Below are 25278 nucleotides of genomic sequence, written 5' to 3' on the forward strand. Positions count from 1 at the left end.
GTAGGCGTCGGCAGGTATTCCTGTGATGATTTAAATGTCAGGGGATCAGTCGTTTTTCTCATGCATGTTTTTCTGCGCGGACCTTGCTTCCTGCCAGCCTCCGCCAAGCGCAAGGAACAGGTCGATCTGCCGCAAGGCAACCTGGCTTTCCGAGGCGGCCAGCGCTGCGTCGGCGTTCGCGAGCGTGCGGTCCGCATCCAGTTGCGACAGGTAGGGCACGCGGCCTGCCTGGTAGAGCAGGCGCAACTGGCGGGCAGCTTCTTCGGCCTGTTCGCGCGCGGCGTGCAGCGCCTGCTGGCGCTCCAGTTCATGCGTGTAGGCGGTGAGCGCGGTTTCTGTCTCCTGCAGGGCCTTGAGCACCGTACCGTCGAAGCGCGCCAGTGCCGCATCGGCGCCGGCCTCCATGCCATGGATACGTGGCCGGACACCGTTGGTCGGAAACGACCAGCTCAGCAACGGCCCGAAACCCCAGCGCGCGGTCGGGCCGCTGCCGAGATCGCGCATCACGCCGGTGGTGCCGATCGATGCGCCGATACGGATCGATGGATACAAGTCTGCTGTCGCCACCCCGATCTTTGCGGTGGCAGCAGCCAGTTCGCGTTCCGCCTGCCGGATGTCCGGCCTTCGCTTGAGCAGGGCAGCGCCGTCGCCGACTGGCAGTGGCTGATGCAGCCGCGGCTCCTCGTGGCATTCGGCCTCGGCAGGAGTCAGGTCTGCCGGCGGTTTGCCCAGCATCACTGCCAGCCGGTAACCGGCGGCGGCGCGCTGTGCTTTCAGCTCGGGCAATGCGGCACGCAAGGTGTCGGTCTGTGCCTGGGCGCGGATCGGATCGGTGGGCAGGCCCCGACCGCTGGCGGCCAGTTTGCGTGCCACGTCTACGGCGCGCTCCTGCAAGGCGAGCTGCCGCTCCGCAACCTCCAGCTCATGCGAGGCGGCACAGCCCTGTACGTAAGCGCGTACGGTCTGCGCAACCACGCCCACGCGCGCCAGGTCCAGCGCGGCCTCGCTGGCCTGCGCGTTGGCCAGCGCCGCCTCATCGGCGCGCGCCAGCTTGCCGAAGATGTCGATCAGATACGAAACACTCAGGCCGAAATCGCCGAGGTTGAGGACTGGCGGCTGGGTGGTCTGCAGGAAGCTCTCGCCCGACAGCTGTGCACGTTCGGCCTTGGCACTGATGCCCCCTTGCGGCAGGTTCTCAGCCTCCACCTCGTGATAGACCGCGACGGCGCGGCGCAAGTTGGCGGCAGCCAGCCGGATATCGGTGTTGGCGGCCAGTGCTTGCTGCACCAGCCGGTCGAGCTTCGGATCGTCGTAGAGCCGCCACCAAGCGTCGGGCACCGGCGCGATGGACACCGCATGGTTGTCCCCGCCAAGCAGTGCGCCATTGGCGGATGCCGACCGGATCGCCGCGTTCCCAGGCACGCGATAGTCGGGGCCGACCGTGGTGCAGGCAAACAGCAGCGGGACAAACGGCGCGAGCCACGCAAGTCTGCGCGTGCTCACGGCTGGCGCTCCGCCGCGGCCCTGCGTGGCTCCACGACCGAAACGGTGGCGGTTCGCCCCGATACTAGCCGCACATCCGCCGGCACGGTATCGAGCGTGATGCGCACCGGCACGCGCTGCGCGAGCCGCACCCAGTTGAAGGTGGGGTTCACGTTCGGCAGCAGGTTCGAGCCGCTGGCGCGGTCGCGGTCCTCGATGCCGGCGGCGATGCTCTGCACATGCCCGCGCAGGCGTTGCGGCTCGCCCATGATGCGCACCTCGACCGGGCTGCCGATATGGATGCGATGCAGCTTGGTTTCCTCGAAATAGCCTTCCACATGGAAGGACGCCGCGTCGACCATCGACAATACCGGGCGCCCCGTCGACACATAGTCGCCAAGGCGCGGCAGGCGGTCGTTGAGATAGCCGTCGGCGGGGCTCAGCACGCTGGTACGCTCCAGGTTCAGGCGGGCCAGGCGCACGGCGGCCTCCGCCTGCGCCAGCGCAGCTTCGCCTTGCTCGACGCGGGCGCGGCCCTGTTCGGCGACTTCGCCGGCCACCAGCCCGTCAAGCGAGCGGTTTCGCGCGGCCTCGCGGCGAGCCTGCGCCAGCGTTGCGCGCTGCGCGGCCGCGGTGGCAATCGCCTGCTGCAGCGCCAGCGCGTAGCGGTCGCGGTCGATCTCGAACAGCAACTGGCCGCGCTGCACGCGCTGGTTGTCGTGCACCAGCACGCGCGTCACCAGGCCGGATATGTCGGGCGCGATCTGCACGATATCGGCACGGACATGGCCGTCGCGGGTCCAGGGGGCAGCAGTGTAGTAGTCCCACAAATGCCTGAGCACCAGCACGGCGACAAGCGCGGCAACGAGTGTGGGGATCAGGGGGACGATCGAGCGGAGTCTGAATGTCATGAAGGCAACCCCGGGGCCATGGCGACCACGGCGCCCAGGACGATCACATAAAGGGAAAGGTTGAACAGCGAGCGGTGCCAGACCGCCCGGTAGAAGCCAAGGCCGGTCAGCACCACGCGAATGCAGGTGGTGATCACGAATGCCGCCAGCATCAGCACCAGCAGTCCGGGCACAAACACGCCATAGAAGTCGATTTCACCGCTCATGTCCGTTTCTCCGCAGAGTCATTGCCTTGCCTGCCGGTCCCGCCGGATCACGACGGGGCGCCGGGGTGCAATGTGACCTGCAGCACCACCAGTGCATCCAGCATCTCGCGGCGGGCGCCGCCAGGCACTGCAGCCACCTGCCTGAGGGCTTCGTCAATCCATGCCGTCAACTCGGCAGGCGCCGCGATGACATGCCCCGCCCGCAACCGGGCGCGGAAATGCCTGGCAACCACGCTCAGCACGCGCCTGACCGCCTTGCGCGCTGGCAGGGGCAGCGACGGCAGCGCCTGTTGCAGCGCCAGCGCGCAATAGCCGACCTGCAGTTCGACAAAGCCGTCGGACGAGAGCTTGTCGTCGCTGGCCGCCAGCCTCGGCACCAGCTGCCCGAGCCGGTCGAACATGCGGCCGCCCAGCCTGGTGTGGGCATCCGCGGCGCGGCGGGTGGCGGCCTGCGCCAGGTCCTGCCAGCTGGCGCGGATCAGCCGGCGTGCCGCCACGCGCGCGCCGAACGGACGCGTGGCCATGGCCCAGACCGGCGCGAACAGCATGGCCGCAGCGGTCGCCAGGCTGCCATTGAAGGTGGCGAGGAAATTGGCGTCGTAGACGCTCTGGATATTGGCGAACGACGCGGTATTGACCGACAACAACATGGCGATCAGGTTGAAGCCGGGCCGGGCGATCAGCATGCCGATGCCCAGGTAGGGCAGCGCGAGCATCCCGGTCAGCGTTTCGAAGCTCTGGGCATTCGGCACCACCAGGAACAGGTAGAACGATGACACCAGCAGGCAGACCGTGCTCCATCGCAGGAACGAATAGGCGACAGGACGCGGCTCCTCGATGGTGGCAAAGAAGCAGCAGGCGATCGAGGCCACCGCAACCGCGCCCGCACCGTCCTCCCAGCCCGAGAAGATCCATATCAGCCCGGCACAGAAGACCGCCAGACCGGTCGAACACGCGCCGAACAGCAGCATGCCGTGGTCATGGTGGTGGGCGCGTGCCGGTTGTGCTTCAACCTGGGGAAGCGGCCGCCGCGGACTGTCCGGGCGGTCGCCGATACCCTGCTGCAGGGCGACACAGGCGTCCCAGTGTTCGGCGAGCTTGCCCAGCTGGCTCCATGCGGTAGCGGCGAGGGCGGCATGGTGGCCCCCGCGCGGTCCGTGGCTCGCGCTGCCGCCAGCGGCGCGCTGCGCCGGCGCCGTGGCGCGGCCTTTCAGCCAGCCGGATGTCGCCGCGAGTGCTTGCGCGAGCGGTGCCGGCATGCCATCCGGATGCTTCCGCAAGGCCTCCAGCACGCTCGCCAGCGACGACAGCAGCGGCATCAGCATCGTCATGCGTTCGCGCAGCGCGCGGGCGTGGCGCAGGGTGTTGGCGCTCTCGGTATCGTAGGAAAGCTGGGTGATGAGCTGGTCGAGCGCGAGGATATCGGCCGCCAGCCGATGACGGCTGGCACTGGCGTGGGGATCGCCCGACATGATGTCGGTCGCCCACGCGGCGGCATCGGCCAGCCAGGTGGCTGCGCGGGCCCGCAGCGCGGGCGCCACCTTGGCGGGAAATACGATCGCGCCAACCAGCCCTGCGCAGACGATGCCGATCACGATTTCCTCGATCCGCGCGACGGCAATGTCGAAGATCCCGGCAGGCTGGCTCACGGCCGGCAATGCCACGATCGGCAGCGTATAGGCCGCGAGCAGAAAGACGTAGCTGCGCGGCGTCCGCTGCAGCATGGAAAGGTAGACCAGCCCTACGATCCACAGCGAAATCGCGCCCATCAGCACGATCGGCATGTTGACCAGTTGCGGCACGGTGGCGACCGCCGCCGTTGCGCCCAGCACGGTGCCTGCCACGCGGTACGCCGCCTTGGACCGGGTCGCGCCGGTCAGCGGATGGGAGACGAAGTAGACCGTGGCCATCGCCCAGTAGGGGCGCGGCAGGCCGAGGGCAAGTGCGATGTAGAGCGCGAGCATCGCGGCGGCGAACGCCTTCAGTGAGAACAGCCACTGTCGTGCAATCGCCATGGGGGTCTTTCGTTGGTGGTGGGGGCCGCCTCCGCCATGTGGCGTCGGCGGCTTGCGCCGACTGTTCCCATAAGCGGATATGCGTGGAAGCGAAGTGTAGCCAAACCAAAGGCATTCCAATCATGATTTAATATTGGTTTCGCCATTCGGTTTTCTCATACTCCAGGCAGAAGGACGCTTGCATGCCCATCGATATCCGCGCGCTGCGCTATTTCGTCGAGACGGCGCGCCTGAGGAGTTTCACTCAGGCCGCCACCTCGCTGTATGTCACCCAGTCCACCATCAGCAAGATGGTTCGCCAGCTGGAAGACGAGGTCGGGCAGCCGCTGCTGATCCGCGAAGGCAAGACCGTGCGGCTGACCGACGTCGGCCGCGTGGTCTACGAGCGCGGGCAGGAGGCCCTGGGCGTGGTGCACCGGCTGACGCTGGAGGTGGCGGACATGTCGTCGCTGGGCCGGGGCCAGCTCACGGTGGGCATCCCGCCCATGGTCAACCTGTTTTTCTCGCCGGCGGTCAGCGCATTCCGCCAGCGCTATCCCAACCTGGAGCTGAGCCTGGCGGAGCAGGGCGGGCAGGTGGTCGAGCAGCGCGTGGCAGGCGGCGAGCTGGAGGTGGCCGCCACGGTGCTGCCCGGCGACAGCGGGCTCGCGCTCGAAACACGCCAGTTCGCCAAATACCCGATCTGGGCCGTGGGCCCGCGCAAGGCGTCATGGGCGCGCGGAAAGACGGTTTCGCTCTCGGCCCTGCGCGATGAACCGCTGGTGCTGCTGACCGAGGAATTCTCGCTTACCCGCAAGCTCAGGCAGGCGTTCCTGGAGGCGCGCATTGAGCCGCGTGTGGTGGCGCAGAGCGGCCACTGGGATTTCCTGGCTTCGATGGCGGCCGCGGGACTGGGCACCACCTTCCTGCCGCAGCCGTTCCTGGAGCGGCTGCAAGCGCGGGACTCGCTGGCCGTGGCCCGCGTGACGGAGCCCGGCATGGACTGGGCGCTGGCCCATATCTGGTCGCCCGGCCGCTACCTGTCGCATGCGGCGCGGGCGTGGCTTCAGGTATGCGAGGAGGTGCTGGGAAGCTGACGGACGCGTTTCCGGTATTCCTCCCGGCCGAGGTACGCAGCGGCGGCGGCCACCATGATGGCCAGGCCGTACCAGGTCAGCGCGTAGCTGAGGTGGTTGTTGTTGAAGACCGTCACTGTCAGGCCACCCACCGGCCAGGCTTTCGGATCGCTGCCGGCGGGAGGCGGCACTGCCTCTGCATCGATGAAGTACGGCGCCACGTTGCCCAGCCCGCGGCGCGCGGCAATGGCCGGCACATCGCGCGAGAACCACTGGTCGCGGGCGGCATCGTTGTGGCGCAGGAAGCCGGTGCCCGGTTCGCTCATGCGCAGCAGGCCGATGACCTGGCTCGTGCCGCTGGCCCCGGCGTGAGCAGGATGATCCCGGAACGGCTCCGGCACGAATCCGCGGTTGACGAGGACGATGCTGCCATCCGCCATGCGCAGCGGCGTCACCACCCAGTAGCCGCCACCGAGTTCGGTAACGGCCTGGACCAGCGTCTGTTTGTCGTCGAGAAAGGTGCCGTTGGCACGGATGCGCCGGTATTCGTCAGCGGGCTTGTTCAGCGTGGCCCACTGGCCGGAAGCCGGTGCATCCTCCGCGGGCGCGTGCACGCGCTGCTTCACGTGGGCGATCAGATCCAGCTTCCAGGCGCGCCGTTCGATCTGCCAGTTGCCGAGGGCGACCAGGCCGGCAATGGCCGCCACTGCAAGGATTCCCAGGATTGCCAGCAGTGCCGGCGGGAGGGGACGGGATGATTCGACCGGCGCGGCGCGGTCTGGGCTGGAACCGGTCAAGGCAAATTCTTCGTGGTCTGCATGCCCGGCATCATATTCGAATTCAGGTGGAACATCACCCAGAGGGTGCCGGTCAGCGCGATGACGACCAGCACCAGCGTGAACATCAGCGCCAGCATGTTCCAGCCGCCTTCTGACTTCGCGTTCAGGTGCAGGAAGTAGATCATGTGCACCACGATCTGCACGGCACCGAACGCGAGCAGGACCAGCGCGGTGGTGCTGGATTTGTCGAACACCTTTCCCATCACCAGCCAGAACGGGATGGCGGTCAGGATCACCGAGAGCACAAAGCCGGTCACGTAGCCGCTCAGGGAGATATGGATCTCGCTTTCGCCATGGCCATGCCCGTGTCCGTCGTGGCCATGAGCGTCCATCGTGTCGTCGTGCGCGCTCATGGCAGGGCTCCCATCAGGTAGACAAAGGTAAAGACGCCGATCCAGACCACGTCCAGGAAGTGCCAGAACATGGACAGGCACATGAGGCGGCGCTTGTTTTCCGGGATCAGGCCGTGCCGGGCCACCTGCGTCATCAGCGTGACCAGCCACACGATGCCGAACGTCACGTGCAGGCCGTGCGTGCTGACCAGCGCGAAGAACGATGTCAGGAAGCCGCTGCGCTGCGGCCCCGCGCCTTCGCCCACCAGGTGCACGAACTCGTAGATCTCCACGCTGAGAAAGGCCGCGCCCAGCAGGCCCGTCACTGCCAGCCAGCCCTGTGTCGCCCCGATGCGGCCGCGTTGCGTTTCCAGCATGGCAAAGCCGTAGGTGATCGACGACGTCAGCAGGAACGAGGTGTTGAGCGCCACCAGCGGCAGCTCGAACAGTTCGGCGCCGGACGGCCCCCCCGCGTAGTTGCGGCCGAGCACGCCGTAACCGGCGAACAGGCAGGCGAAGATGAGGCAGTCGCTCATCAGGTACAGCCAGAAGCCGAGCAGCGTGCCGTTGGGCACGTGGTACTCGTCGGCCATGTAGAACTGCATCGCGCCGGCCTGCACGTGTTCGCGCGGCAGGCCGTCCTGCGCCCGCGCGCCGCCGGTGGGGAAGGGAGCGACGGTATCAGCCATGGCTGCCGAGCAGGGCGGTGCGCTCTGCCTCCGTGCTATTGACCGATTCGGCCGGGATGTAGAAGTCGCGCTTGTAGTTGAAGGTGTGCCCGATGGCCGTGGCGATCGTCGCCACGAATGCCAGCACCACGAGCCACCAGATATGCCAGATCAGCGCGAAGCCGCACACCGTGCTGAGCCCGGCGAGGATGATCCCGGCGCCCGTGTTCTTCGGCATGTGGATCGGGATGAAACCCTGCTCGGGCCGTTGATAGTGATGCGCCTTCATCTGCCACCAGGCGTCGGTGTCATGCACGATCGGCGTAAAGGCAAAGTTGTAGGGCGGCGGCGGCGAGGAGGTTGACCATTCCAGTGTGCGGGCATCCCACGGATCGCCCGTCACATCGCGCAGCGATTCCCGGCGCATGAAACTCACCACAAGCTGGATCAGGAAGCACCCGATCCCCAGCGCAATCAGCAGCGCGCCCAGGCCCGCCAGCTGGAACCAGATCTGCAGCGAGGAATCTTCGAAATGGCTCATGCGGCGGGTCACGCCCATCAGCCCGAGCACGTAGAGCGGCATGAACGCCAGATAGAAGCCGACCAGCCAGAACCAGAACGAGCACTTGCCCCAGAACGGCTCGAGCTTGTAGCCGAAGGCCTTGGGGAACCAGTAGTTGATGCCGGCCATCAGGCCGAACAGCACGCCGCCGATGATCACGTTATGGAAATGCGCGACCAGGAACAGGCTGCCGTGCAGTGAGAAATCCGCCGGCGGCACCGCGAGCAGCACGCCGGTCATGCCGCCGATCACGAACGTGACCATGAAGCCGACCGTCCACAGCATCGGCACCTCGAAGCGGATGCGGCCGTGGTACATCGTGAACAGCCAGTTGAACAGCTTCGCCCCGGTCGGGATCGAGATGATCATGGTGGTAATGCCGAAGAACGAATTGACGCTGGCGCCCGAGCCCATGGTGAAGAAGTGGTGCAGCCAGACCAGGTATGAGAGCACCGTGATCACCACCGTGGCGTACACCATCGACGCGTAGCCGAACAGCCGCTTGTGGCAGAAGGTGGCGACCACCTCCGAGAACACGCCGAATACCGGCAGCACCAGGATGTACACCTCCGGGTGGCCCCAGATCCAGATCAGGTTCACGTACATCATCGCGCTGCCGCCAAGATCGCTGGTGAAGAAGTTCATCCCCAGGTAGCGATCGACCGCCAGCATCGCCAGCGCGGCGGTCAGCACGGGAAAGGCGGCGATGATCAGAACGTTGGTGCACAGCGCCGTCCACGTAAAGATCGGCATGCGCATCAGGTTCATGCCGGGCGCGCGCATCTTGACGATGGTCACCAGCAGGTTGATGCCGGATAGCACGGTCCCGATGCCCGCCACCTGCAATGACCATAAGTAGTAGTCCACCCCTACGTCCGGACTCTGCAGGATGCCGGACAAGGGCGGATACGCCAGCCACCCGGTGCGCGCGAACTCGCCCACGAAGAGCGACATCATCACCAGGATGGCGCCGCCCGTGGTCATCCAGAAGCTGAAGTTGTTCAGGAACGGAAACGCGACATCGCGCGCGCCGATCTGCAGCGGCACCACGAAGTTCATCAGGCCCGTGACCAGCGGCATGGCCACGAAGAAGATCATGATCACGCCGTGCGCCGTGAAGATCTGGTCGTAGTGGTGCGGCGGCAGGTAGCCCAGGTTGTCGCCGAAGGCGATGGCCTGCTGGATGCGCATCATGACCGCGTCCGCAAAGCCGCGCAGCAGCATCACGATGCCGAGGATCACGTACATGATGCCGATCTTCTTGTGGTCGATGCTGGTGAACCACTCGTGCCAGAGATAGCCCCAGGCCTTGAAGTACGTCACCGCCCCGACCAGCACCAGCCCGCCGATGACCACCGCGATGAAGGTGGCCAGCAGGATCGGCTCATGTAACGGAATCACCTCCCAGGTCAGGCGGCCGAAGATCTGCGTGGCGAGTTCGGATCGCTCCGGCATGTTGGTCTCCAGGACAACAACTGCGTTTTACAGGATCATCTGTCTGGGCTTTCCGTCAGCTACCGCAGCAGCCTTTCGGCACCGGCGACGCTGACATCCACTGGCTCTGCAGGCGTATTGCTGGCTGTGCATACAGCTCCGGTCAGGCCCCGTGCCCGGCGCGAATCGAGCGCCATCATGTCTTTCTGGCAGACCTGTCCGGCCTGCACGCAGCGGTTGAGGATGGCGTCGAAGAGGTCGGCGGGCACGCTGCCATAGAGCCGCACGGGTTCGCGTTCGCTGGGCTGCTCCAGCTGCGTGTAGGTGGCGCGCGACAAAGGCTTGCCCTCGGCCTTGACCTTCTGCACCCAGCGGTCGAATTCCTCGTTGCTCAGGCCGTGGAACCTGAACCGCATGTGCGAGAAGCCGGCACCGCTGTAGTTGGCCGAGAAGCCCTCATAGACGCCCGGCTCGTTGATGACCGCATGCAGCCGGGTTTCCATGCCCGGCATGGCATAGACCTGGCCGGCGAGGGCGGGGATGAAGAAGGAGTTCATCACGCTGGAGGCCGTGATCTTGAAGCGGATGGGCCGGTCGACCGGCGCGGCCAGCTCATTGACGGTGGCGATCCCCTGCTCCGGATACAGGAAGAGCCACTTCCAGTCCAGGGCCACCACCTCGACCGTCAGCGGCTGCACGTCCACCGGCAGCGAGCGGCCTTCGTCCAGCCGGCTCAGGGGCTGGTAGGGATCCAGCTTGTGCGTGCTGACCCAGGTCACGGCGCCCAGGGCAATGATGATCAGCAGCGGGGCGGACCAGATCAGCAGTTCCAGCACCGTGGAATGGTCCCAGTCCGGGTTGTAGTGGGCGTCCTGGTTGGACGCCCGGTATCGCCAGGCAAACAGCAGGGTCAGCACGATCACCGGAACGATGATCAGCAGCATCAGGCAGGTGGAAATGATGATCAGATCACGTTGCCGGACGGCGAGATCGCCGGCGGGGGCAAGCAGCACGGCGTTGCAGCCGCTCAATGCCAGCGTGGCTGGCAGCAGCAACAACCAGCGGATCGGGCGGCGCATTGACATTGTCTGACCGGGAGATCGCATAGCCTTGGAGTCCGTGCCATTTGTACGCGGGGGCATACGTGACTTAGACTGTTCTGAGCAACTATGGCAGTTTAGGCGCTCAGGTGCCATTCTTCATGGTGCAATTTGCAGCGCCGTCCTCATAAACGAAGGGAGGTATGCCGATGTCCAGCCTGACCCACCAGCACCGGGCGTCTCCTTCGGCACCTCCAGCGCCCGGCGCCGCGCATGTCGCGCCGGCAGAAATCGCCACCGGCGTGGTGATTGGCCGGGCTTCCGAGTACTTCGACTTCTTTGTCTACGGCATCGCCTCGGTGCTGGTCTTCCCGACTGTCTACTTTCCGTTCACCGGCCGGCTGGAAGGCATCCTCTACGCCTTCGCGATCTTCGCGCTGGCATTTATCGGGCGGCCGTTCGGCACCGCGCTGTTCATGCGTATCCAGCGCCGATGGGGCCGGAGCATCAAGCTGACCGCGTCGCTGTTCCTGCTTGGCACCGCCACCGTGGGCATTGCCTTCCTGCCAGGCTATGCCGATCTCGGCCGAACCTCGATCATCCTGCTGGCGGTATTCCGCACGCTGCAGGGCGTGGCTTTTGGCGGCTCATGGGACGGGCTGCCGTCACTGCTGGCGCTCAATGCGCCACCGCAGCGCCGCGGCTGGTACGCGATGATGGGACAGCTCGGCGCGCCCACCGGCTTTATCGTGGCCGGTTCCCTGTTCCTGTTCCTGATCTCCAGCCTGGACGTTCACGAGTTCCTGGAGTGGGGTTGGCGCTATCCCTTCTACGTCGCGTTTGCGATCAACGTGGTGGCGCTCTTTGCGCGCCTGCGCCTGGTGGTGACGCACGAATACACGCAGCTGCTGGACGAGGACGAGCTTGAGCCCATCAGCACCACGGAGATCGTGAAGAAGCAGGGGTACAACCTGCTGCTCGGCGCATTTGCCGCGCTGGCGAGCTATGCATTGTTCCACCTCGTGACCGTGTTTCCCTTGTCGTGGGTGGCGCTGCATGGCACGCAGTCGATCACGGATGTGCTGGCCATCCAGATCGTGGGCGCCGTGATCGGCATCATCGGCACCATTGCATCCGGCTTGATCGCGGACCGCATCGGACGGCGGACGACGCTTGGCCTGATGGCGATCCTGATCGGCATTTTCAGCCTGTTCGCGCCGGTGCTGATGGGCGGCGGCCCGGCGGGGCAGGACCTGTTCATCCTGATCGGCTTTGGCCTGCTCGGCTTGTCATACGGGCAGGCGGCGGGGGCCGTCACGTCTAACTTCGAACGGCGGTATCGCTACACCGGCGCGGCACTGACCACCGATATGGCCTGGCTGTTCGGCGCCGCGTTTGCGCCGCTGGTCGCGCTCGGCCTGTCCGTCGAGTTCGGGCTGATTGCGGTCAGCGGCTATCTGCTTTCGGGGGTTGCCTGCACATTGCTGGCGTTGCGGGTAAACCGGAAGCTGCTCGGCAGTCATGAGTGATGCCGGCCGGGCTGCCTGGTGCCGCGGGCTGGGCGGTACCGAGACGCGGATGCTTCGGCTTCAGGCGGTCTTGGCCTGGCTCTCGAAGTAGTCTGCGTATTCGTCCCGTACCACCTCCTCGATCCGCGCGATCTCCTCTTCCGTCAGGTCGGTGAATTTCGAGCGCTTGCGACTCGAGAGCTCGCCATGGTTCCGCACGATCAGGTCGATCAGATTGGTCAGGCGCGGTTGGGGCAAGTCCAGCCATCCTTCCAGCCTTGCCTTGCTCGCGTCGAATGCCTTCAGATACCGGATCTCCAGCGTAAGGTCCTCTTCGACGCATTGCTCGATGCATTCGAAGACGAATTCGCACAGCGCCGTCGCATCAAACGAGGCGTACAGCCAATAGGGCTGCGGCGACTTGATGAGTATCGTGTCGCTATCCGCATCCAGGGCGTAGTTCAGCAAGCTTGTGCGTGGCCCGGAGTAGTCCTTGAGCAGGCCGGCGTAGACCGGCAGGTTTTTCAGCATGCTCGCCGAGACGGGCAGCACGATGCCTTCCGGCGTGACACCGGCCTGACGCAGCAAGTGGTGAATCAGGAATCGGTGCAGCCGGCCGTTACCATCGTGGAACGGGTGGATATAGACGAACCCGAACGAGACACATGCCGCGACGATGATGGGGTCCACTTTTGCTTTTATCAGGCCAGCGAGGCAGGCCAGGCCATTCATCATTGGCTCGACTTGCGCCGGCGCCGGCGGGATGTAGTCGGCGATGTTTCGCAGCCGTCCACCGCGGGAGAGCCAGTTCTGGCGATCGCGATATGAGTATTCGGCCCGGATCGTCGAGATGATCTCGTTCTGCCATTCGCAGAACTGCTCTTCGTCGAGCGAAACCGCTGCGCCAGCGAACTCCAGCAGGCGCCTGAATTTCGCGACGCGCTGATTGTCCGGCAACTCCTTCTCGATCGAGTATGTCGATCGCGTTTCAGCCAGGTAGAGGTAGTCCACCGCGCGTGCGAGAACCTCCGGCTCGAGCCGGTTGATGGCTGCAGCGATCATCCCCGGCAGGTCGGCAGCGATGAAGGCCTCGAGGCGCTCCGTTCGACGCACCAGCGGGCAGAGTGCGGCCGGGCCCAGGTGGTTGTTCAGGATTCCAAGCTGCGCGTCGAGCTGGCTGGGGCCCGTGACGTATTTCGCCTCGTCCAGGGTCGGCACACGAGCGGCACCGGTGGGCAACTTGTAGTCGAATTCGGCGCCAGCCAGCCACTTGGCGTAGAAAGCCGCAAGCCGGGCGTATCGCGATCCCGGGGTCGAAGCGAGCCATTGGCGTACTTCGTCCACGGCGGTCTGGTGTTCGAAGAGTGCCGCGAGCACAGTCAGGTTCATCGGCTCCTTGCGCAGCGCGAAGGTCAGATGGTCGACAGTCGTATCCTCGCCGCGGTACCGGTTCCGGGGATATACCGTCTTGATGCTCCCGTCGGCGCCCGTGTGGGTGCTCATTACCCCCGTCTTGTCAGACAGCGCGGAGGTCGCAAGCAATGGCGGAACGCGCAGGCTGAACTTCGAGATCAGGGCGCTGTAGCCAAGTGGAGTATGAGCCATAACGGCGGGAGTATGTGCGTAGAGATGTGCAAACGGATTACCAAAGTCTATATGCGACTTACCGTTTTGACTACGGGGATGATATGGCATTACCAGCTTGCATATCGGATGGCCTGGCGGAGGCTTTTACCAGATCCAATACAATGCTTACCTGTTCACCTATCTGGTAGCGGAATCGTTACCATCTCGCATATCGGGCCGGGAAGCATTTTGTGGCTCCCGGCGCCCGGAGGCCGGCAAAGAACCACAAAAAGGCCCTGCAAGTTTTCACCGATCCGGCCGCCCAGACCGATTTCATGCACATCGACATCCGAAGCGAATCTGCCGCAGACGCGGAAGACATCGCGCAACTTATCGCCGAGGCGTTCCTCGACGCCCCGCACACGAGCCACACCGAGCAGTACATCGTCAATGCGCTCCGGGACGCCGGGCAGCTCACGATCTCCCTCGTGGCTGAGGACAACGACACCATTGTCGGGCACGTAGCGATTTCCCCGGTCTCAGTGTCCGACGGCAGCAGCGGATGGTATGGCCTGGGGCCGATCGCCGTTGCGCCGCAACGCCAGGGCCAGGGCATCGGCGGCCAGTTGATGACCCAGGCCCTGGCCGGCCTGCGCAGGCTTGGTGCCGCGGGCTGCGTGGTGCTGGGCGACCCCGCCTACTACGGCCGTTTCGGTTTCCGGGCGAATCCGTCGCTGGTGCTGGCGGACGTTCCGCCCGAGTTTTTCCAGGCGTTCTCTTTCGACGGAAAAACGCCTGCGGGAACGGTGTCGTATTCCGAGGCCTTCGGTGCGGTGAAATGATCGCTAGCCAGCCGCCGACGTCAGCAGCTCCGTGTTCAGCCCCGGCATGTTCTCCACCCTCAGCGTCTGCGGCACCGACAGCGAGATGTGGGCCGCACGCAGCCGCTTCAGGATTTCGAACAGCAGCTCGCTCTTGGTCGTGGCCGCGATGCGCGGGCTGGCGACATAGCCGGTCACGCTCAGGGTAATCCCGTTCGGCGCGAGCTGGCTGAACGTGACCGAAGGCGCCGGGAGGTCGAGGATGCTCTCGTTGTCGCGATAGGCGCCTAGCAGCAGGTCGCGTACCTCCTCCGGGTCGATATTGAGCGGGAAGGTCAGCTGCAGCGTCGCCACCCCCTGGGTGCTGTTGCTCATCGTCACGTTGCGCAGGTTCTGCGAGATCAGCTGCGAGTTGGGCACGATCACCGTCGAGCGGTCGCCCAGCTGGATCTCCGTGGCGCGTACGTTGATGCGCCGGATATCGCCTTCCACGGTGCCAATGCTCACCATATCGCCGACCTTGACCGGCCGCTCGGTCAGCAGGATCAGCCCTGACACGAAGTTCTTGACGATCTCCTGCAGGCCGAAGCCGATGCCCACTGACAGCGCGCTGACGATCCAGGCCAGGTTCTCCCATTTCACGCCCAGCAGCGACAAGGTCAGCAGCACCAGCAGCACATAGCCCACATTGCTGTACAGCGTGACCAGCGAAGCGCGCAGGCCCGGCTCCTTGCAGACCTTGGGCAACAACTCGGCGTCGAGCCAGCGGCGCACCGAGCGCAGCAGCCAGATGCCGACCGTCAGCGCGATCACCGCGTTCATGATGCGGTCGGGCATGATGTTCAGGCTGCGCAGCTTCTCGCCACCGAGGACCAGCAAGAGGCTGTTGAGCAGGTCGACGGGCGTGGTGCCGAAGCCGCCGGTCAGCAGGGCGATCACGGCCAGCAGCAGCAGCAGGCTCGCGCCGATTCCAGACAGCACCGTCGAGACTTGCTCCAGGTGTTCATCGTCAATGCCGAACAGCTGCTTGATCAGGCGGCCGCTGGTGTGCTCGGTCGAGAACAGGCTTTCGGAGGTGTCGCGGGTCAGCTGCGTCAGCAGGTACAGGGTGCACAGCACGATGTCGAACCAGACCAGCTCGTAGGTCAGGAAGCGCGCAAAGCTGATATAGCCAAGCAGCAGGGCGCCGAGCGAGACGATGATGGTGACGGTCACGCCGGCGTGGATCATGCCGGCCAGCGTGGCGCGCGCCTCGGGCCGTTCGCCGGCCGCGGCCAGTTCGGTGCGTACGCGGTTGGCGCGCATCAGCGCGGCGCCGATGGTCAGCACCACCACCAGCGAGACCAGCCCGCGGCCCAGCAGCGTGACCTGCACGCTGGTATCGGCCATCCGGTTCAGCACCTCCAGCGTGCCGGCCAGCAGCAGCAGCCCGGCCAGAAGCCGCGGGAACGGCTTCATCGCCCGCGCTACCGGATCGGCCAGCGCAGGCAGGCGCCATGACGGGTGGCGCGTACATAGCAGCGCCCGGCCGAGGCCGGCGATCAATGCACTGGTCAGCGTCAGCTTGAACAGCTCGCCAAGCAGGTCCTGCAGATCGGGGGGCACCTCGTAGAGGCGGGTGAAGGCGATAAAGGTCACCTGGACCGCCAGCGCAGTCGTCACCACGGTGGTCAGCGCGGTCGCCAGCGCCAGCGCGCTGCGCCGAAGGCGCGTTTCCGGCAACCGCGTGAGGCAGAACCACGCCAGGCCGCGCTCGGCCAGCCGCCGGCCGAGTGTCCAGACCGCGAGCGCAAACAGCAGGAGCAGGGCAGTCGCAGAGCGTTGGCCTGGCTGCCATGCAGACTGCAGCATTGGCACGACCTCGTCCTTGAACGTGTCCATCCGCTCCTTGTCCTCAGGCGACGGCTTGAACAGCGGCGCCCAGAACTGCGGATTCAGGATGCTTTCCGAACGCAGGGCGAGCTGGTCTTTCATCCAGCCGCGCTGCAGCTTGGCGAGCTGATCGTTCAGGTTGGCAATGTTCTCCTTGCCCTCGGCAGCCTGCTTCAGTTCATTGTCCAGCTGCGTCCTGCGCGCATTGAGATCGGCCCGTTGCTGCGCGACGGCGGGTGCTTCCGCCGTCTTGCCAGCCGCTGGTGGCGGACCGAGCACATCCAGCTGGGCCTGCAACTGTGCGCGCTGAGGCTTCAGTGCAGCTTCAAGCTTGTCGACGTCTTTCGCCAGTTGCTTGAGGTTGTCATCGACGCCTTCCAGCCTGGTGTTGCCGGAAGCACTCGATGCCAGCTGCTTGATGCGGTCCTGCTCGGTCTGCAAGCGCTTGAGTTCAGCGACTGCCTCGGTATGTGTCAGGGCCGGAACCTGCTGTGCTTCTGCATCCGACGCCGCGTCCGCGGCAAAGGCTGCCGGCAGCGCCGACGGCATCAGGTGGATCAGTGCAACCAGCACAAGGCCCGGCGCGAGCCTGGAGAGTTTGCTCATGGCGGAAACCCGTTGGATGGTCTGGCCGCGCCGGCAATCAAGCATGCGTTTTCCGAAATGCCATGACTTCGCCGAATGGCGGAAGGCGGGGGATGACGATCGGAATGCTGGACGGCCGGGTGCCGACGAAGAACACAGGAAGGGACCGTCACATGACTGGCGGTCCACTTCCGCGAAGTTGGTCAGCGGGCGAGCGGTGTTCACCGCTCGGCGGGCTGCAAACGAGCCCTGGTTGACGTGGGGGCGCGCTGACCGGATTCAGGCGATCAGTGGGCTGGCTAGCGGCCTGACCGCGGAAGCCTGGATTATACGCAAGCGTTCAGATCACACGGGTTTTCCCGGCTGCCGGCTTACCTGACCGCCGGCTTGACCTGCCACGACACGCTGATGTCGCCGTTGACGAAGGTCTGGCAGGCCATGCGGTAACCCTCTGCCAGTTCCTCCTGGCTCAGGTGGTTGCGTTCCTTGGGCTTGACCGGGTCGGTATGCTCCAGCCCGCGTTCGATCCTGCATTTGCAGGTTCCGCACAGGCCGCCGCCGCATTTGAACGGGATGCCGCCCTTTTCGCGCAGCGAGACACGCAGCAGATTGCTGTTGATGGGGGCGCTGACGACTTTGCGATCGTTGGTGAGGAAGGTGATTTCGATCATCTTGCTGTCCGGTACGTATTGGCGATGCGTGGCTGCGCGCGTCAGACGCGCTGCAGCGCGATGTCCATGCTGCCGAAGCTGGCCAGGCGGCGCAGTTCGGCGCGGGCGGCCTCGATGGTGTCGAACCTCTCCAGGAACTTCGACGGGACGAGGTTGACCGTGCCCTGCGGCGTCTCTTCCACCACGCGCACTTTCACTTCCCGCGTCAGCTCGGCTATGACGAAGCGGGCAGTCTGCTTGCCGTAGAAGAGGTAGTCGTAGGCCTCGACGGGCGTGATGCCATCGACGGCTTCGGTGCGGAACTGGCCGGCGCGGCTGGTCAGGATCACGTACATGGCATCGCTCCGTGGGGCCTCAGGCTGCGGCGCGCGCGGGCGTGGCGCCTTCCTGCGCGGCGGCCTGCGCATTCTCGTCGGCCTCGTCCTGCTCGAGTTCGATGTCGTGCTGGATCCACAGCTGGCAGGCGAGCCGGTAGCCTTGTTCGAGCCGGTCGCCCAGCTGCTTCTTTTCCTTCCAGTTGGGCGGCGGCAGGTGCTCGGCACCGCCGATCACGCGGCAGGCGCACTTCGCGCATTTGCCCATGCCGCACTCGTAGCGCAGGTTGGGGTAGGGGAACTGCTTGATGCCGGCGCGCACCACCAGATTCGTGTTGTCCTTGACCTCGTCCTGAAAGACCTGGCCGTGCTTGTGGAAGAGAACTTTCGGCATGACGTGTTTCCTGCGGGCAAGCGTTGGGCACACCGGCCGTCGTGGCCGGCGGCGTCTGTTTCCGGGGTTAGGGTAAGTCGGGCTTCAGGACCAGATCAGCATGGCGGCGGCTGTCGAACAGGCCAGGCCGATGAGCACCGGGATCAGCAGGGCGCGCACCGCGTCCAGCACCGGCACCCGGGCAAAACCTGCCACGGCGATCAGCGAGGACCACGCGATCAGCGTGCCGCCGCCGGTCCAGACCGCGCCCATCTGGCCGACGGCTGCCAGCGTGGCCGGGTCGAAGCCGACTACCGGACCGAGCGCGCCGGCCAGCGTGCCGGTGAGCGGCAGGCCGGCAAAGCCGGAGCCATCGATGCCGGTGATCATGCCGACCACCAGCACGCCGTAGGCCACCAGTACGTGGTTGTCCGGGATCATGCTCTGGTAGGCCTGGATCAGCTCGAACAGCAGGCTGGGCGCCTTGCCCGGCGGCAGGCCGAGGATCTGCGCCGCGGTCTCGCCGGCGCCGACGAAGAAGAAGCCGGCAATGGGAAGCACGGAGCCCATGGCCTTGAAGGCGAACACGAAGCCGTCGGTGATGTGCTCCGGGCAGACATCGAGCATCTTGCGCGGGCCTTCGGCGGCCAGCGTGGCCAGCATCATCAGCACCGCCGCTACGCCGCCCACCAGCGCGGCGGCATCGCCGCCTTTCAGCTCGGGCATGGCCATGCCGAACTTGGGCACCACCATGATCGCCACCACCGCCAGGAAGGCAACCGGCGTCGCCACGGCGAAGCACTTCGACCACTTCACGCGGCGGCGCGCCACCATGGCCAGGCTGGCTTCGATATTGGAATCGGTGGCGAGCGGCTCGCTGTGGCTCGTGCCGCGTGCCAGTTCGGCCTTGTCGAAGGTGCCGCCGCCGTCGATCGCTTCGGCCGCGGCGCCGGTCGCTCGCGCCTGCCAGCGGTCAAGGAGCAGGCCGCTCGCGGGCTGGATATGCCGGCGCATCGAAAGGTAGGCCAGCACCAGCGCAATGGCGCCGGTGATGATCGACAGCGTCAGCGCACGGTCCGCCACCACTGCGGCACTGACTGCCGCGCCCGCGGCCTTGGCGCTGATACCGGGCGCAACGCCGATCACATAGTCGGACGAGAGCGCCATGCCCTGGCCGGCAATGGCAATCGCCATGGCGCCCGCCAGCGGCGGCAGGCCCGCGGCAATGGCGGCAGGCAACAGGATCGCCGAGACCAGCGGTACCGCCGGCGTCGGCCAGAAGAACAGCGAGATCAGATAGGTAATGCCGGCGAGGATGAAATAAGCGGAATGGCCGTTCTTCATGATCAGGCGGAACGGCTCGACCATGCGGATATCCGAACGCAATGTCTTCAGCGCGTTGAGCAGCGCCGTCATGAAGGCAATCACCAGGAAGATGTTGAACAGCTCCTTGGCGGCTACCAGGCTGGCGGAGAACACGCCGCCGAGCGCGGCGACGGGGCTGCCCGTCAGCGCGAAGACAACCAGGCAGGTGCCGACAATGGACGGCACCACGACATTGGCGCGCAGGATCATCGTCAGCACGATGACTGCCACCCCTAACAGGTAAATCCAGTGCGCGGCACCGATCACGGCTTCGTGTTGCATGACAGCTCCCCGGGGGCGAAGGGTTGTAATGGTCTTGTGGGGCTGATGTGTCAGCCTTGTCGGTATACTATATTCACAATATCCGGTGAACAAGCGAAATATTGTACGTAGTTATACCGGCTCCCAAGTGGTGCGTCTTCCGGGAGAAACCCGCGCAAACATTGGGAATACATAGAGCTTCAGCGGGCAAAGTGGTGCAGGGTCGACACAATGGAGCTTGCCCGCACCATATTTGTGTATGTAGACTGTATACCAAAAATAAATCGAGCTTTGCGCCAGGACTAAAGATCCCACCGGAGATTCCATGCAGCACATCACAGACCAGATGATCGACCGCCATGTCAGTGGCGAAGCGGCCCAGCAGGTGATGCTGGAAGCGTTCAGCAGCTTTGGCCGCGAGCGTGCCGCCATGCAGGAGCGCATCCGTACCGAGGCCGGTGGCGTCAAGTTATCAACGCTTGGCGCCGTCCTCCCCGACCAGGGGGTGGCCGGCGCCAAGGTATATACGACCATCAACGGCCAGTTCTCCTTTGTGATCCTGATCTTCTCCACCGAGGACGGACGGCCGCTGGCGTCTTTCGATGCCGGTGCCATCACACGGCTGCGCACGGCAGCCTGCACGGTCATGGCGGCACGGCACCTGGCTCGCCCGGATGCCCGCACGCTGGCGCTGTTCGGTGCCGGCACGCAGGGGACGGCGCATGCGCGCCAGCTGAGTGCGGCGCTGCCGCTGGAGCGCATCCTGCTCTCTGACCCATACGCGGATGCCGCTACCGCCGAGCGCCTGGCCGGCTGGTGCGGCATCCCCGTGTCATTTGCCGAGCCCGAAGCAGCAGTTGCCGATGCCGACATCGTGGTAACGGCATCCCGTTCGACCACGCCGCTGTTCCCGGGCAGCGCGCTGAAGCCGGGTGCTTTTGTCGCGGCGATCGGTTCCAGCCTGCCGCATACCCGCGAGCTGGACGACGACTCCCTCCGGCGTGCGGCCTCGGTCGTGGTGGAGTGGCGCCCGCAATCCACGCGGGAGGCGGGCGACATCGTGCTGGCCGGGCCGGACGCGCTACCCGCGCAGAAGATCGTGGAACTTGCCGAGGTAGTGCTGGGCACCGCCACGGCGCGCCGGAATGCGGACGACATCGTGATCTACAAGTCTGTCGGCGTGGGTCTGGAAGACATCGCGCTGGCCGGATTCGCCTGGAAACAGATCCAGTCGGCACGGGCCGTTGCGGCCTGAAGCGGCACAGCGGGGCAGGATAAGTGCCTGCCTAAAAAATGCTTGCCGCCCGCCGACTAATGTATATAGTATACCGAAACACCGAGGCGCCGACCCATTCGACGCCGGACTAGCCCCAAGCCAAATAAGGAGCCCCGACATGGCTGAACTGATGAACCGAGAAGAATTCCGTGCCGCCCTGGAAGAAGCGATCAAGGGCAAGAGCGCCAACAAGGCGCCGTTCAGCGTGGCCTGGGCCAGCGGCAAGCTGAGCCGCGAACACCTGGCCCGCTGGGCCGAGAACCACTACCACTATGTCGGCCCGTTCGCGGACTACCTCGCCTATATCTACGCCCGCACGCCGGACCGCTTCACCGAGGCCAAGGACTTCCTGCTGGCCAATATGTACGAGGAAGAAATCGGCGGCGACCGCCACACCGACCTGCTGATCCGCTTTGCAGAAGCCTGCGGCACCACCCGCGAGCGCGTGATCGATCCGGACAATATGTCGCCAACCACGCGCGGCCTGCAGGCCTGGTGTTATTCGGTGGCGATGCGTGAAGACCCCATCGTGGCCGTGGCTGGCCTGGTGGTCGGGCTGGAATCGCAGGTGCCGTCGATCTATCGCAAGCAGACGCCCACGCTGCGCGACAAGTACGGCTTCACCGATGAAGAGGTCGAGTTCTTCGACCTGCATATCGTGTCGGATGAAATCCACGGCGAACGCGGCTACCAGATCGTGCTGGAGCACGCTGATACCCCCGAACTGCAGCAGCGCTGCCTGAAGATCTGCGAGATCGGCGCGCAGATGCGCCTGCTCTATACGACTGCGCTGTACTACGACTACGTCCAGAAGGAACTGCCGCTGCCCGAGCTGGAGATGGCTGCCTGAGGCACAAGACTGAAGCGCGTTTGCCGGACCGGCAGACAGTGTCCGACCGGGAAGGGCGCCGCAGGGCGCGCTTCTCTCCTCACCAGAGTTAGCAACATGACAGTCGGAAAGCAGGACGAGTTCTACAACTACATCGACGGTGAATGGTCCGCGTGCCAGTCGGGCCGGACCTTCGAGAACATCAACCCGGCCGATACCGGCGATATCGTCGGCCGCTTCCAGGCATCGTCGGCCGCGGACGCCCACGCCGCGGTAGCGGCTGCCGCAGCGGCCTTCGAGGGCTGGAAGGCAACCCCGGTGTCGAAGCGGGCCGCTGTGCTGAACCGCGCCGCCGATCACCTGGAAGCGAATGCCGACAGCATCGCCAGCGAACTGACGCGCGAAGAGGGCAAGGCGCTCAGCCTGGCCAAGGATGAAGTCCTGCGCTCGGCCCAGACGCTGCGCTTCTATGCGGTCGAAGGCCAGACCTTCACCGGCGAGACCTTTCCGCAGGACGACCCCGACATGCTGGTCTACAGCCAGCGCGAACCGCTGGGCGTGGTGACGGTGATTGCGCCGTGGAACTTTCCGGTGTCGATCCCCGCGCGCAAGATTGCGCCTGCGCTGATCACCGGCAATACGGTGGTGTTCAAGCCCTCGTCCGATGCGCCACTCAGCGGCTACCGCCTGGCCGAAGCCCTGGTCAAGGGCGGACTGCCGAAGGGCGTGCTGAATTTCATCACCGGCAGTGCGGCAGAGATCGGTGCCGCCATCACCGGAGCGCCTGCCGTGCGCGCGGTCTCTTTCACCGGCTCGACCCGGGCCGGAGAGCAGATTCACCGTGCCGTGCCGCTCACCACGCGCACGCAGATGGAACTGGGCGGCAAGAACCCGCTGATCGTGATGGAAGACGCCGACCTGGACAAGGCGGTGGACCTGACCATCAAGGGCGGTTTTTCCCTGAGCGGGCAGGCTTGCACCGGTACCAGCCGCGTGCTGGTGCTGTCGGCGGTCAAGGCCGCGTACACGGAGAAACTGCTGGCCAGGGTCAGGACGCTGAAGATCGGCAGCGGCATGACGCCAGGCATGGACCTGGGGCCGCTGGCGACGCGCAAGCAGCTCGAGACCGTGCTGGGCTACATCGACATCGGCAAGTCCGAGGCCGCGCTCCTGTGCGGGGGCGAACGGCTGACCGGCGGCGACTTCGACAAGGGCTTCTATGTGTCGCCGGCCGTCTTTACCGACGTCACGCAGCAGATGCGGATCGCGCGCGAAGAGATCTTCGGGCCCGTGATTGCCATCATCGAATGCCGCGACTACGCCGATGCCATTGCCAAGGCCAACGATACCGAGTACGGCTTGTCCGCCGCCATCGCCACCAACAACCCGCGCTATATCCACCGTTTTGCCGCCGACATCCAGGCCGGCACGGTCAAGATCAACCGCACCACGACCGGCAATCTCGTCAACGCCCCGTTCGGCGGCTTGAAGCGCTCCAGCACTTCAACATTCCGTGAATCGGGCCGCACCGGGCTTGAGTTCTATACGCAGGTAAAGACGGTCTACCGCGGCTGCTGAGCACGCGGGCGCAAACCCAATCCAGGAGAAGCCAATGAAAAAGGCCATCAAGCTCGAATTGAAGGAAGCCCGCCACATGGTGGCTGCAGCCATCGCCAGGTCCGAAGAAATCGGCGTGCTCGAATCCATCTGCGTCGTCGATGACGGCGGCTATCCGCTGGTGCTCGAGCGCATGGACGGCGCCCGCATCACCGGCCCGCAGATTGCGTGGAACAAGGCTTTCACGGCGGCCGGGCACAAGCGCTCGACCCACCTGTTCAACCAGACCCCGAATGGCCCGGGCCTGCCCGGCAATGAGGCGTTCGGCATCCAGTGGAGCTTCGAGGGCAAGTTCGCGGCGTTCGTCGGCGGCTTCCCGATCGTGGTCAATGACGAGGTGATCGGCGGCATCGGCCTGAGCGGGGGCAACGGCGAGCAGGACACGCAGGCGGGCCTCGCCGCGCTCAAGGCGTTGCAGGAACTGCTGGCGCCGCAAGACCTGGCGGTGCTGGTGCAGGCCGATATCAAGCGCTAGCCCCAACTGCAACCTGGCCGGCGGCCGGGGCGGGCAAGCCTGCCTGCGCCGCTGGCAATCGTCACCGAATACCCGGACCCGGCCGTCATGATTCATCGCATCCAGATCCTCGAAACCCGCGACACCTTCGAAGTCCAGCCCGGCGAATCCGTGCTGGAAGGCGCGTTGCGACAGAACGTGGCCTTGCCGCACGACTGCCAGCTCGGCGGCTGCGGCAGTTGCCGGCTCCGGCTGGTGGAAGGCAGCGTGACTTATGACGAATACCCGTTCGGGCTGACGCCCGAAGAGGAGGCCGCCGGCTACGCGCTGGCCTGCCAGGCGCGGCCGCAGGGCGACCTGGTCGTCAGCATTGCGCGCGAAGAAGCCTGCGCGGAACCCGCGCCGCATATCGCGGTGGTGCGCGGCATCCGCCCGTTGTCCGCGGACGTCCTGCACGTCGACCTGGAAATTCCGGAAATCGATGCGCTCGACTACCGGCCCGGGCAGTATCTCAAGATCCTTGGCGACGACGGCCTGCCGCGCAGCTTCTCGATGGCGTCGGTGCCCGCCGGCGGCCATGTCGACCTGCACGTGCGCCGCATTCCTGGCGGCGCCTTTACGGAAAGCACGGTTTCACGGCTGAAGGCCGGGGACGAGTTGCAGGTCGAGCTGCCGCACGGCTCGTTCTACTATCGCGAGAAGGACTACCGCCCGCTCCTGATGGTGGCGACTGGCACCGGGCTCGCGCCGATCAAGAGCATCCTCGAATCGCTGATGGATGATCCGGACTGCCCGCCGGTCTCGCTGTACTGGGGCATGCGCGAAGCTGGCGATCTCTACCTGCATGATCAGATCCAGGGCTGGGGCGAGCGCCTCTATGACTTCCAGTACGTACCGGTGCTATCGCGCGGTGCATCGTCGTGGACTGGCCGCCGCGGCTATGTGCAGCAGGTCGTGGCGGAGGATCTTGCCGATCTCTCGGAGCACGCAATCTACCTGTGCGGTTCGCCCGACATGATTCGCGACGCCAAGGCGACGTTTCTTGAGCGTGGCGCCAGCGCAGACCATACCTATTCAGACAGCTTTACCTTCCAGCGCACCTGACGCGAATTTGGGCAGGGCTCGCTGTATACAATGCTCAGTATCCCGGCTGGTGTGCCGCAGAGGCGACGCAGGGACGCCAGCGAGGGAAATGTAGCAGCGCTGGTATACAATACGGACA

General features: G+C 65.3%; 23 protein-coding genes. 8 read left to right on the top strand and 15 right to left on the bottom strand.

What is annotated here, in order from left to right:
• Nucleotides 1–45 precede the first annotated feature (45 nt).
• Genes RM96_RS04230 through RM96_RS04245 form a run of 4 tightly spaced genes read right to left on the bottom strand, consistent with a single transcriptional unit; the run spans nucleotide 46 to nucleotide 4614 of the window.
• On the bottom strand, nucleotides 46–1503 hold the full coding sequence (locus tag RM96_RS04230) for an efflux transporter outer membrane subunit (protein WP_039008024.1): 1458 nt from the start codon (nucleotides 1501–1503) through the stop codon (nucleotides 46–48).
• Complete coding sequence (locus tag RM96_RS04235; protein ID WP_039008029.1) at nucleotides 1500–2393, bottom strand: efflux RND transporter periplasmic adaptor subunit; 894 nt, start codon at nucleotides 2391–2393, stop codon at nucleotides 1500–1502. Before RM96_RS04235 ends, RM96_RS04230 begins: the two co-directional genes overlap by 4 nt.
• Nucleotides 2390–2599: a DUF1656 domain-containing protein gene (locus RM96_RS04240; protein ID WP_039008031.1), complete on the bottom strand. Its 210-nt coding sequence runs from the start codon at nucleotides 2597–2599 to the stop codon at nucleotides 2390–2392. Before RM96_RS04240 ends, RM96_RS04235 begins: the two co-directional genes overlap by 4 nt.
• A gap of 47 nt (nucleotides 2600–2646) precedes the next feature.
• Nucleotides 2647–4614 carry an FUSC family protein gene (locus RM96_RS04245; protein WP_039008033.1) on the bottom strand — a complete coding sequence of 656 codons (1968 nt, stop codon included), beginning with the start codon at nucleotides 4612–4614 and terminating at the stop codon, nucleotides 2647–2649.
• A gap of 182 nt (nucleotides 4615–4796) precedes the next feature.
• Here RM96_RS04245 and RM96_RS04250 point away from each other — a divergent pair, with 182 nt between their 5' ends.
• Nucleotides 4797–5690, top strand: coding sequence for a LysR family transcriptional regulator (locus RM96_RS04250; RefSeq protein WP_039008035.1), 894 nt, complete (start codon nucleotides 4797–4799; stop codon nucleotides 5688–5690).
• On the opposite strand, the gene RM96_RS04255 is transcribed toward RM96_RS04250, so the two are convergent.
• From RM96_RS04255 to cyoA, 5 genes are read right to left on the bottom strand one after another with little or no spacing between them, the layout of a single operon-like run.
• Complete coding sequence (locus RM96_RS04255) at nucleotides 5660–6466, bottom strand: SURF1 family protein (protein ID WP_039008037.1); 807 nt, start codon at nucleotides 6464–6466, stop codon at nucleotides 5660–5662. The two genes, RM96_RS04250 and RM96_RS04255, sit on opposite strands and share 31 nt — an antisense overlap.
• Nucleotides 6463–6861, bottom strand: a complete 399-nt coding sequence (cyoD, locus tag RM96_RS04260; protein ID WP_039008039.1) for a cytochrome o ubiquinol oxidase subunit IV — start codon at nucleotides 6859–6861, stop codon at nucleotides 6463–6465. Before cyoD ends, RM96_RS04255 begins: the two co-directional genes overlap by 4 nt.
• The gene (gene cyoC, locus RM96_RS04265; RefSeq protein WP_039008041.1) at nucleotides 6858–7529 is read right to left on the bottom strand and encodes a cytochrome o ubiquinol oxidase subunit III; all 672 of its coding nucleotides are present in this window, start codon (nucleotides 7527–7529) and stop codon (nucleotides 6858–6860) included. The genes cyoD and cyoC overlap by 4 nt, the downstream gene beginning before the upstream one ends.
• Nucleotides 7522–9525 (bottom strand): cytochrome o ubiquinol oxidase subunit I, encoded by a 2004-nt coding sequence (gene cyoB / locus RM96_RS04270; RefSeq protein ID WP_039008042.1) that lies wholly within the window; start codon nucleotides 9523–9525, stop codon nucleotides 7522–7524. The genes cyoC and cyoB overlap by 8 nt, the downstream gene beginning before the upstream one ends.
• A gap of 59 nt (nucleotides 9526–9584) precedes the next feature.
• A complete protein-coding gene (gene cyoA / locus RM96_RS04275; protein ID WP_238587082.1) occupies nucleotides 9585–10589 on the bottom strand; it encodes a ubiquinol oxidase subunit II in 1005 nt (334 codons plus the stop codon).
• Nucleotides 10590–10753: 164 nt separating this feature from the next.
• On the opposite strand from cyoA, the gene RM96_RS04280 reads away from it, so the two are divergent.
• Entirely contained in the window at nucleotides 10754–12073 is a 1320-nt protein-coding gene (locus RM96_RS04280) for an MFS transporter (RefSeq protein WP_039008160.1), read from the top strand.
• A gap of 60 nt (nucleotides 12074–12133) precedes the next feature.
• On the opposite strand, the gene RM96_RS04285 is transcribed toward RM96_RS04280, so the two are convergent.
• Nucleotides 12134–13657, bottom strand: coding sequence for a Fic family protein (locus RM96_RS04285; protein WP_039008046.1), 1524 nt, complete (start codon nucleotides 13655–13657; stop codon nucleotides 12134–12136).
• A gap of 296 nt (nucleotides 13658–13953) precedes the next feature.
• On the opposite strand from RM96_RS04285, the gene RM96_RS04290 reads away from it, so the two are divergent.
• The gene (locus tag RM96_RS04290) at nucleotides 13954–14460 is read left to right on the top strand and encodes a GNAT family N-acetyltransferase (RefSeq protein WP_039008161.1); all 507 of its coding nucleotides are present in this window, start codon (nucleotides 13954–13956) and stop codon (nucleotides 14458–14460) included.
• Between the two features lie 3 nt (nucleotides 14461–14463).
• Here the strand turns inward: RM96_RS04290 and RM96_RS04295 are convergent, their stop codons facing one another.
• The 5 genes from RM96_RS04295 to RM96_RS04315 form a co-directional block, all read right to left on the bottom strand.
• On the bottom strand, nucleotides 14464–16917 hold the full coding sequence (locus tag RM96_RS04295) for a DUF3772 domain-containing protein (protein WP_039008164.1): 2454 nt from the start codon (nucleotides 16915–16917) through the stop codon (nucleotides 14464–14466).
• Nucleotides 16918–17267: 350 nt separating this feature from the next.
• Complete coding sequence (locus tag RM96_RS04300) at nucleotides 17268–17567, bottom strand: 2Fe-2S iron-sulfur cluster-binding protein (protein WP_039008048.1); 300 nt, start codon at nucleotides 17565–17567, stop codon at nucleotides 17268–17270.
• A 41-nt stretch (nucleotides 17568–17608) separates the two neighbouring features.
• Nucleotides 17609–17902, bottom strand: a complete 294-nt coding sequence (locus tag RM96_RS04305) for a hypothetical protein (protein WP_039008050.1) — start codon at nucleotides 17900–17902, stop codon at nucleotides 17609–17611.
• Nucleotides 17903–17921: 19 nt separating this feature from the next.
• Nucleotides 17922–18275 carry a 2Fe-2S iron-sulfur cluster-binding protein gene (locus RM96_RS04310; RefSeq protein WP_039008052.1) on the bottom strand — a complete coding sequence of 118 codons (354 nt, stop codon included), beginning with the start codon at nucleotides 18273–18275 and terminating at the stop codon, nucleotides 17922–17924.
• Nucleotides 18276–18359: 84 nt separating this feature from the next.
• The gene (locus RM96_RS04315; RefSeq protein WP_039008055.1) at nucleotides 18360–19901 is read right to left on the bottom strand and encodes a hypothetical protein; all 1542 of its coding nucleotides are present in this window, start codon (nucleotides 19899–19901) and stop codon (nucleotides 18360–18362) included.
• 304 nt (nucleotides 19902–20205) lie between these two features.
• Between RM96_RS04315 and RM96_RS04320 the strand changes: the two genes are divergently transcribed.
• From RM96_RS04320 to RM96_RS04340, 5 genes are all read left to right on the top strand, one after another.
• On the top strand, nucleotides 20206–21135 hold the full coding sequence (locus RM96_RS04320) for an ornithine cyclodeaminase family protein (protein ID WP_039008056.1): 930 nt from the start codon (nucleotides 20206–20208) through the stop codon (nucleotides 21133–21135).
• A gap of 139 nt (nucleotides 21136–21274) precedes the next feature.
• Nucleotides 21275–22006 (top strand): TenA family transcriptional regulator, encoded by a 732-nt coding sequence (locus RM96_RS04325; RefSeq protein ID WP_039008058.1) that lies wholly within the window; start codon nucleotides 21275–21277, stop codon nucleotides 22004–22006.
• Between the two features lie 96 nt (nucleotides 22007–22102).
• On the top strand, nucleotides 22103–23563 hold the full coding sequence (locus tag RM96_RS04330) for an aldehyde dehydrogenase family protein (RefSeq protein ID WP_039008060.1): 1461 nt from the start codon (nucleotides 22103–22105) through the stop codon (nucleotides 23561–23563).
• Nucleotides 23564–23597: 34 nt separating this feature from the next.
• A complete protein-coding gene (locus RM96_RS04335) occupies nucleotides 23598–24077 on the top strand; it encodes a GlcG/HbpS family heme-binding protein (protein WP_039008062.1) in 480 nt (159 codons plus the stop codon).
• Between the two features lie 87 nt (nucleotides 24078–24164).
• Nucleotides 24165–25160, top strand: a complete 996-nt coding sequence (locus tag RM96_RS04340) for a 2Fe-2S iron-sulfur cluster-binding protein (protein ID WP_039008064.1) — start codon at nucleotides 24165–24167, stop codon at nucleotides 25158–25160.
• The last annotated feature ends 118 nt before the right edge of the window (nucleotides 25161–25278 follow it).

It is taken from the genome of Cupriavidus sp. IDO, from assembly GCF_000812465.1.
In the GTDB taxonomy this organism is placed as follows: domain Bacteria; phylum Pseudomonadota; class Gammaproteobacteria; order Burkholderiales; family Burkholderiaceae; genus Cupriavidus.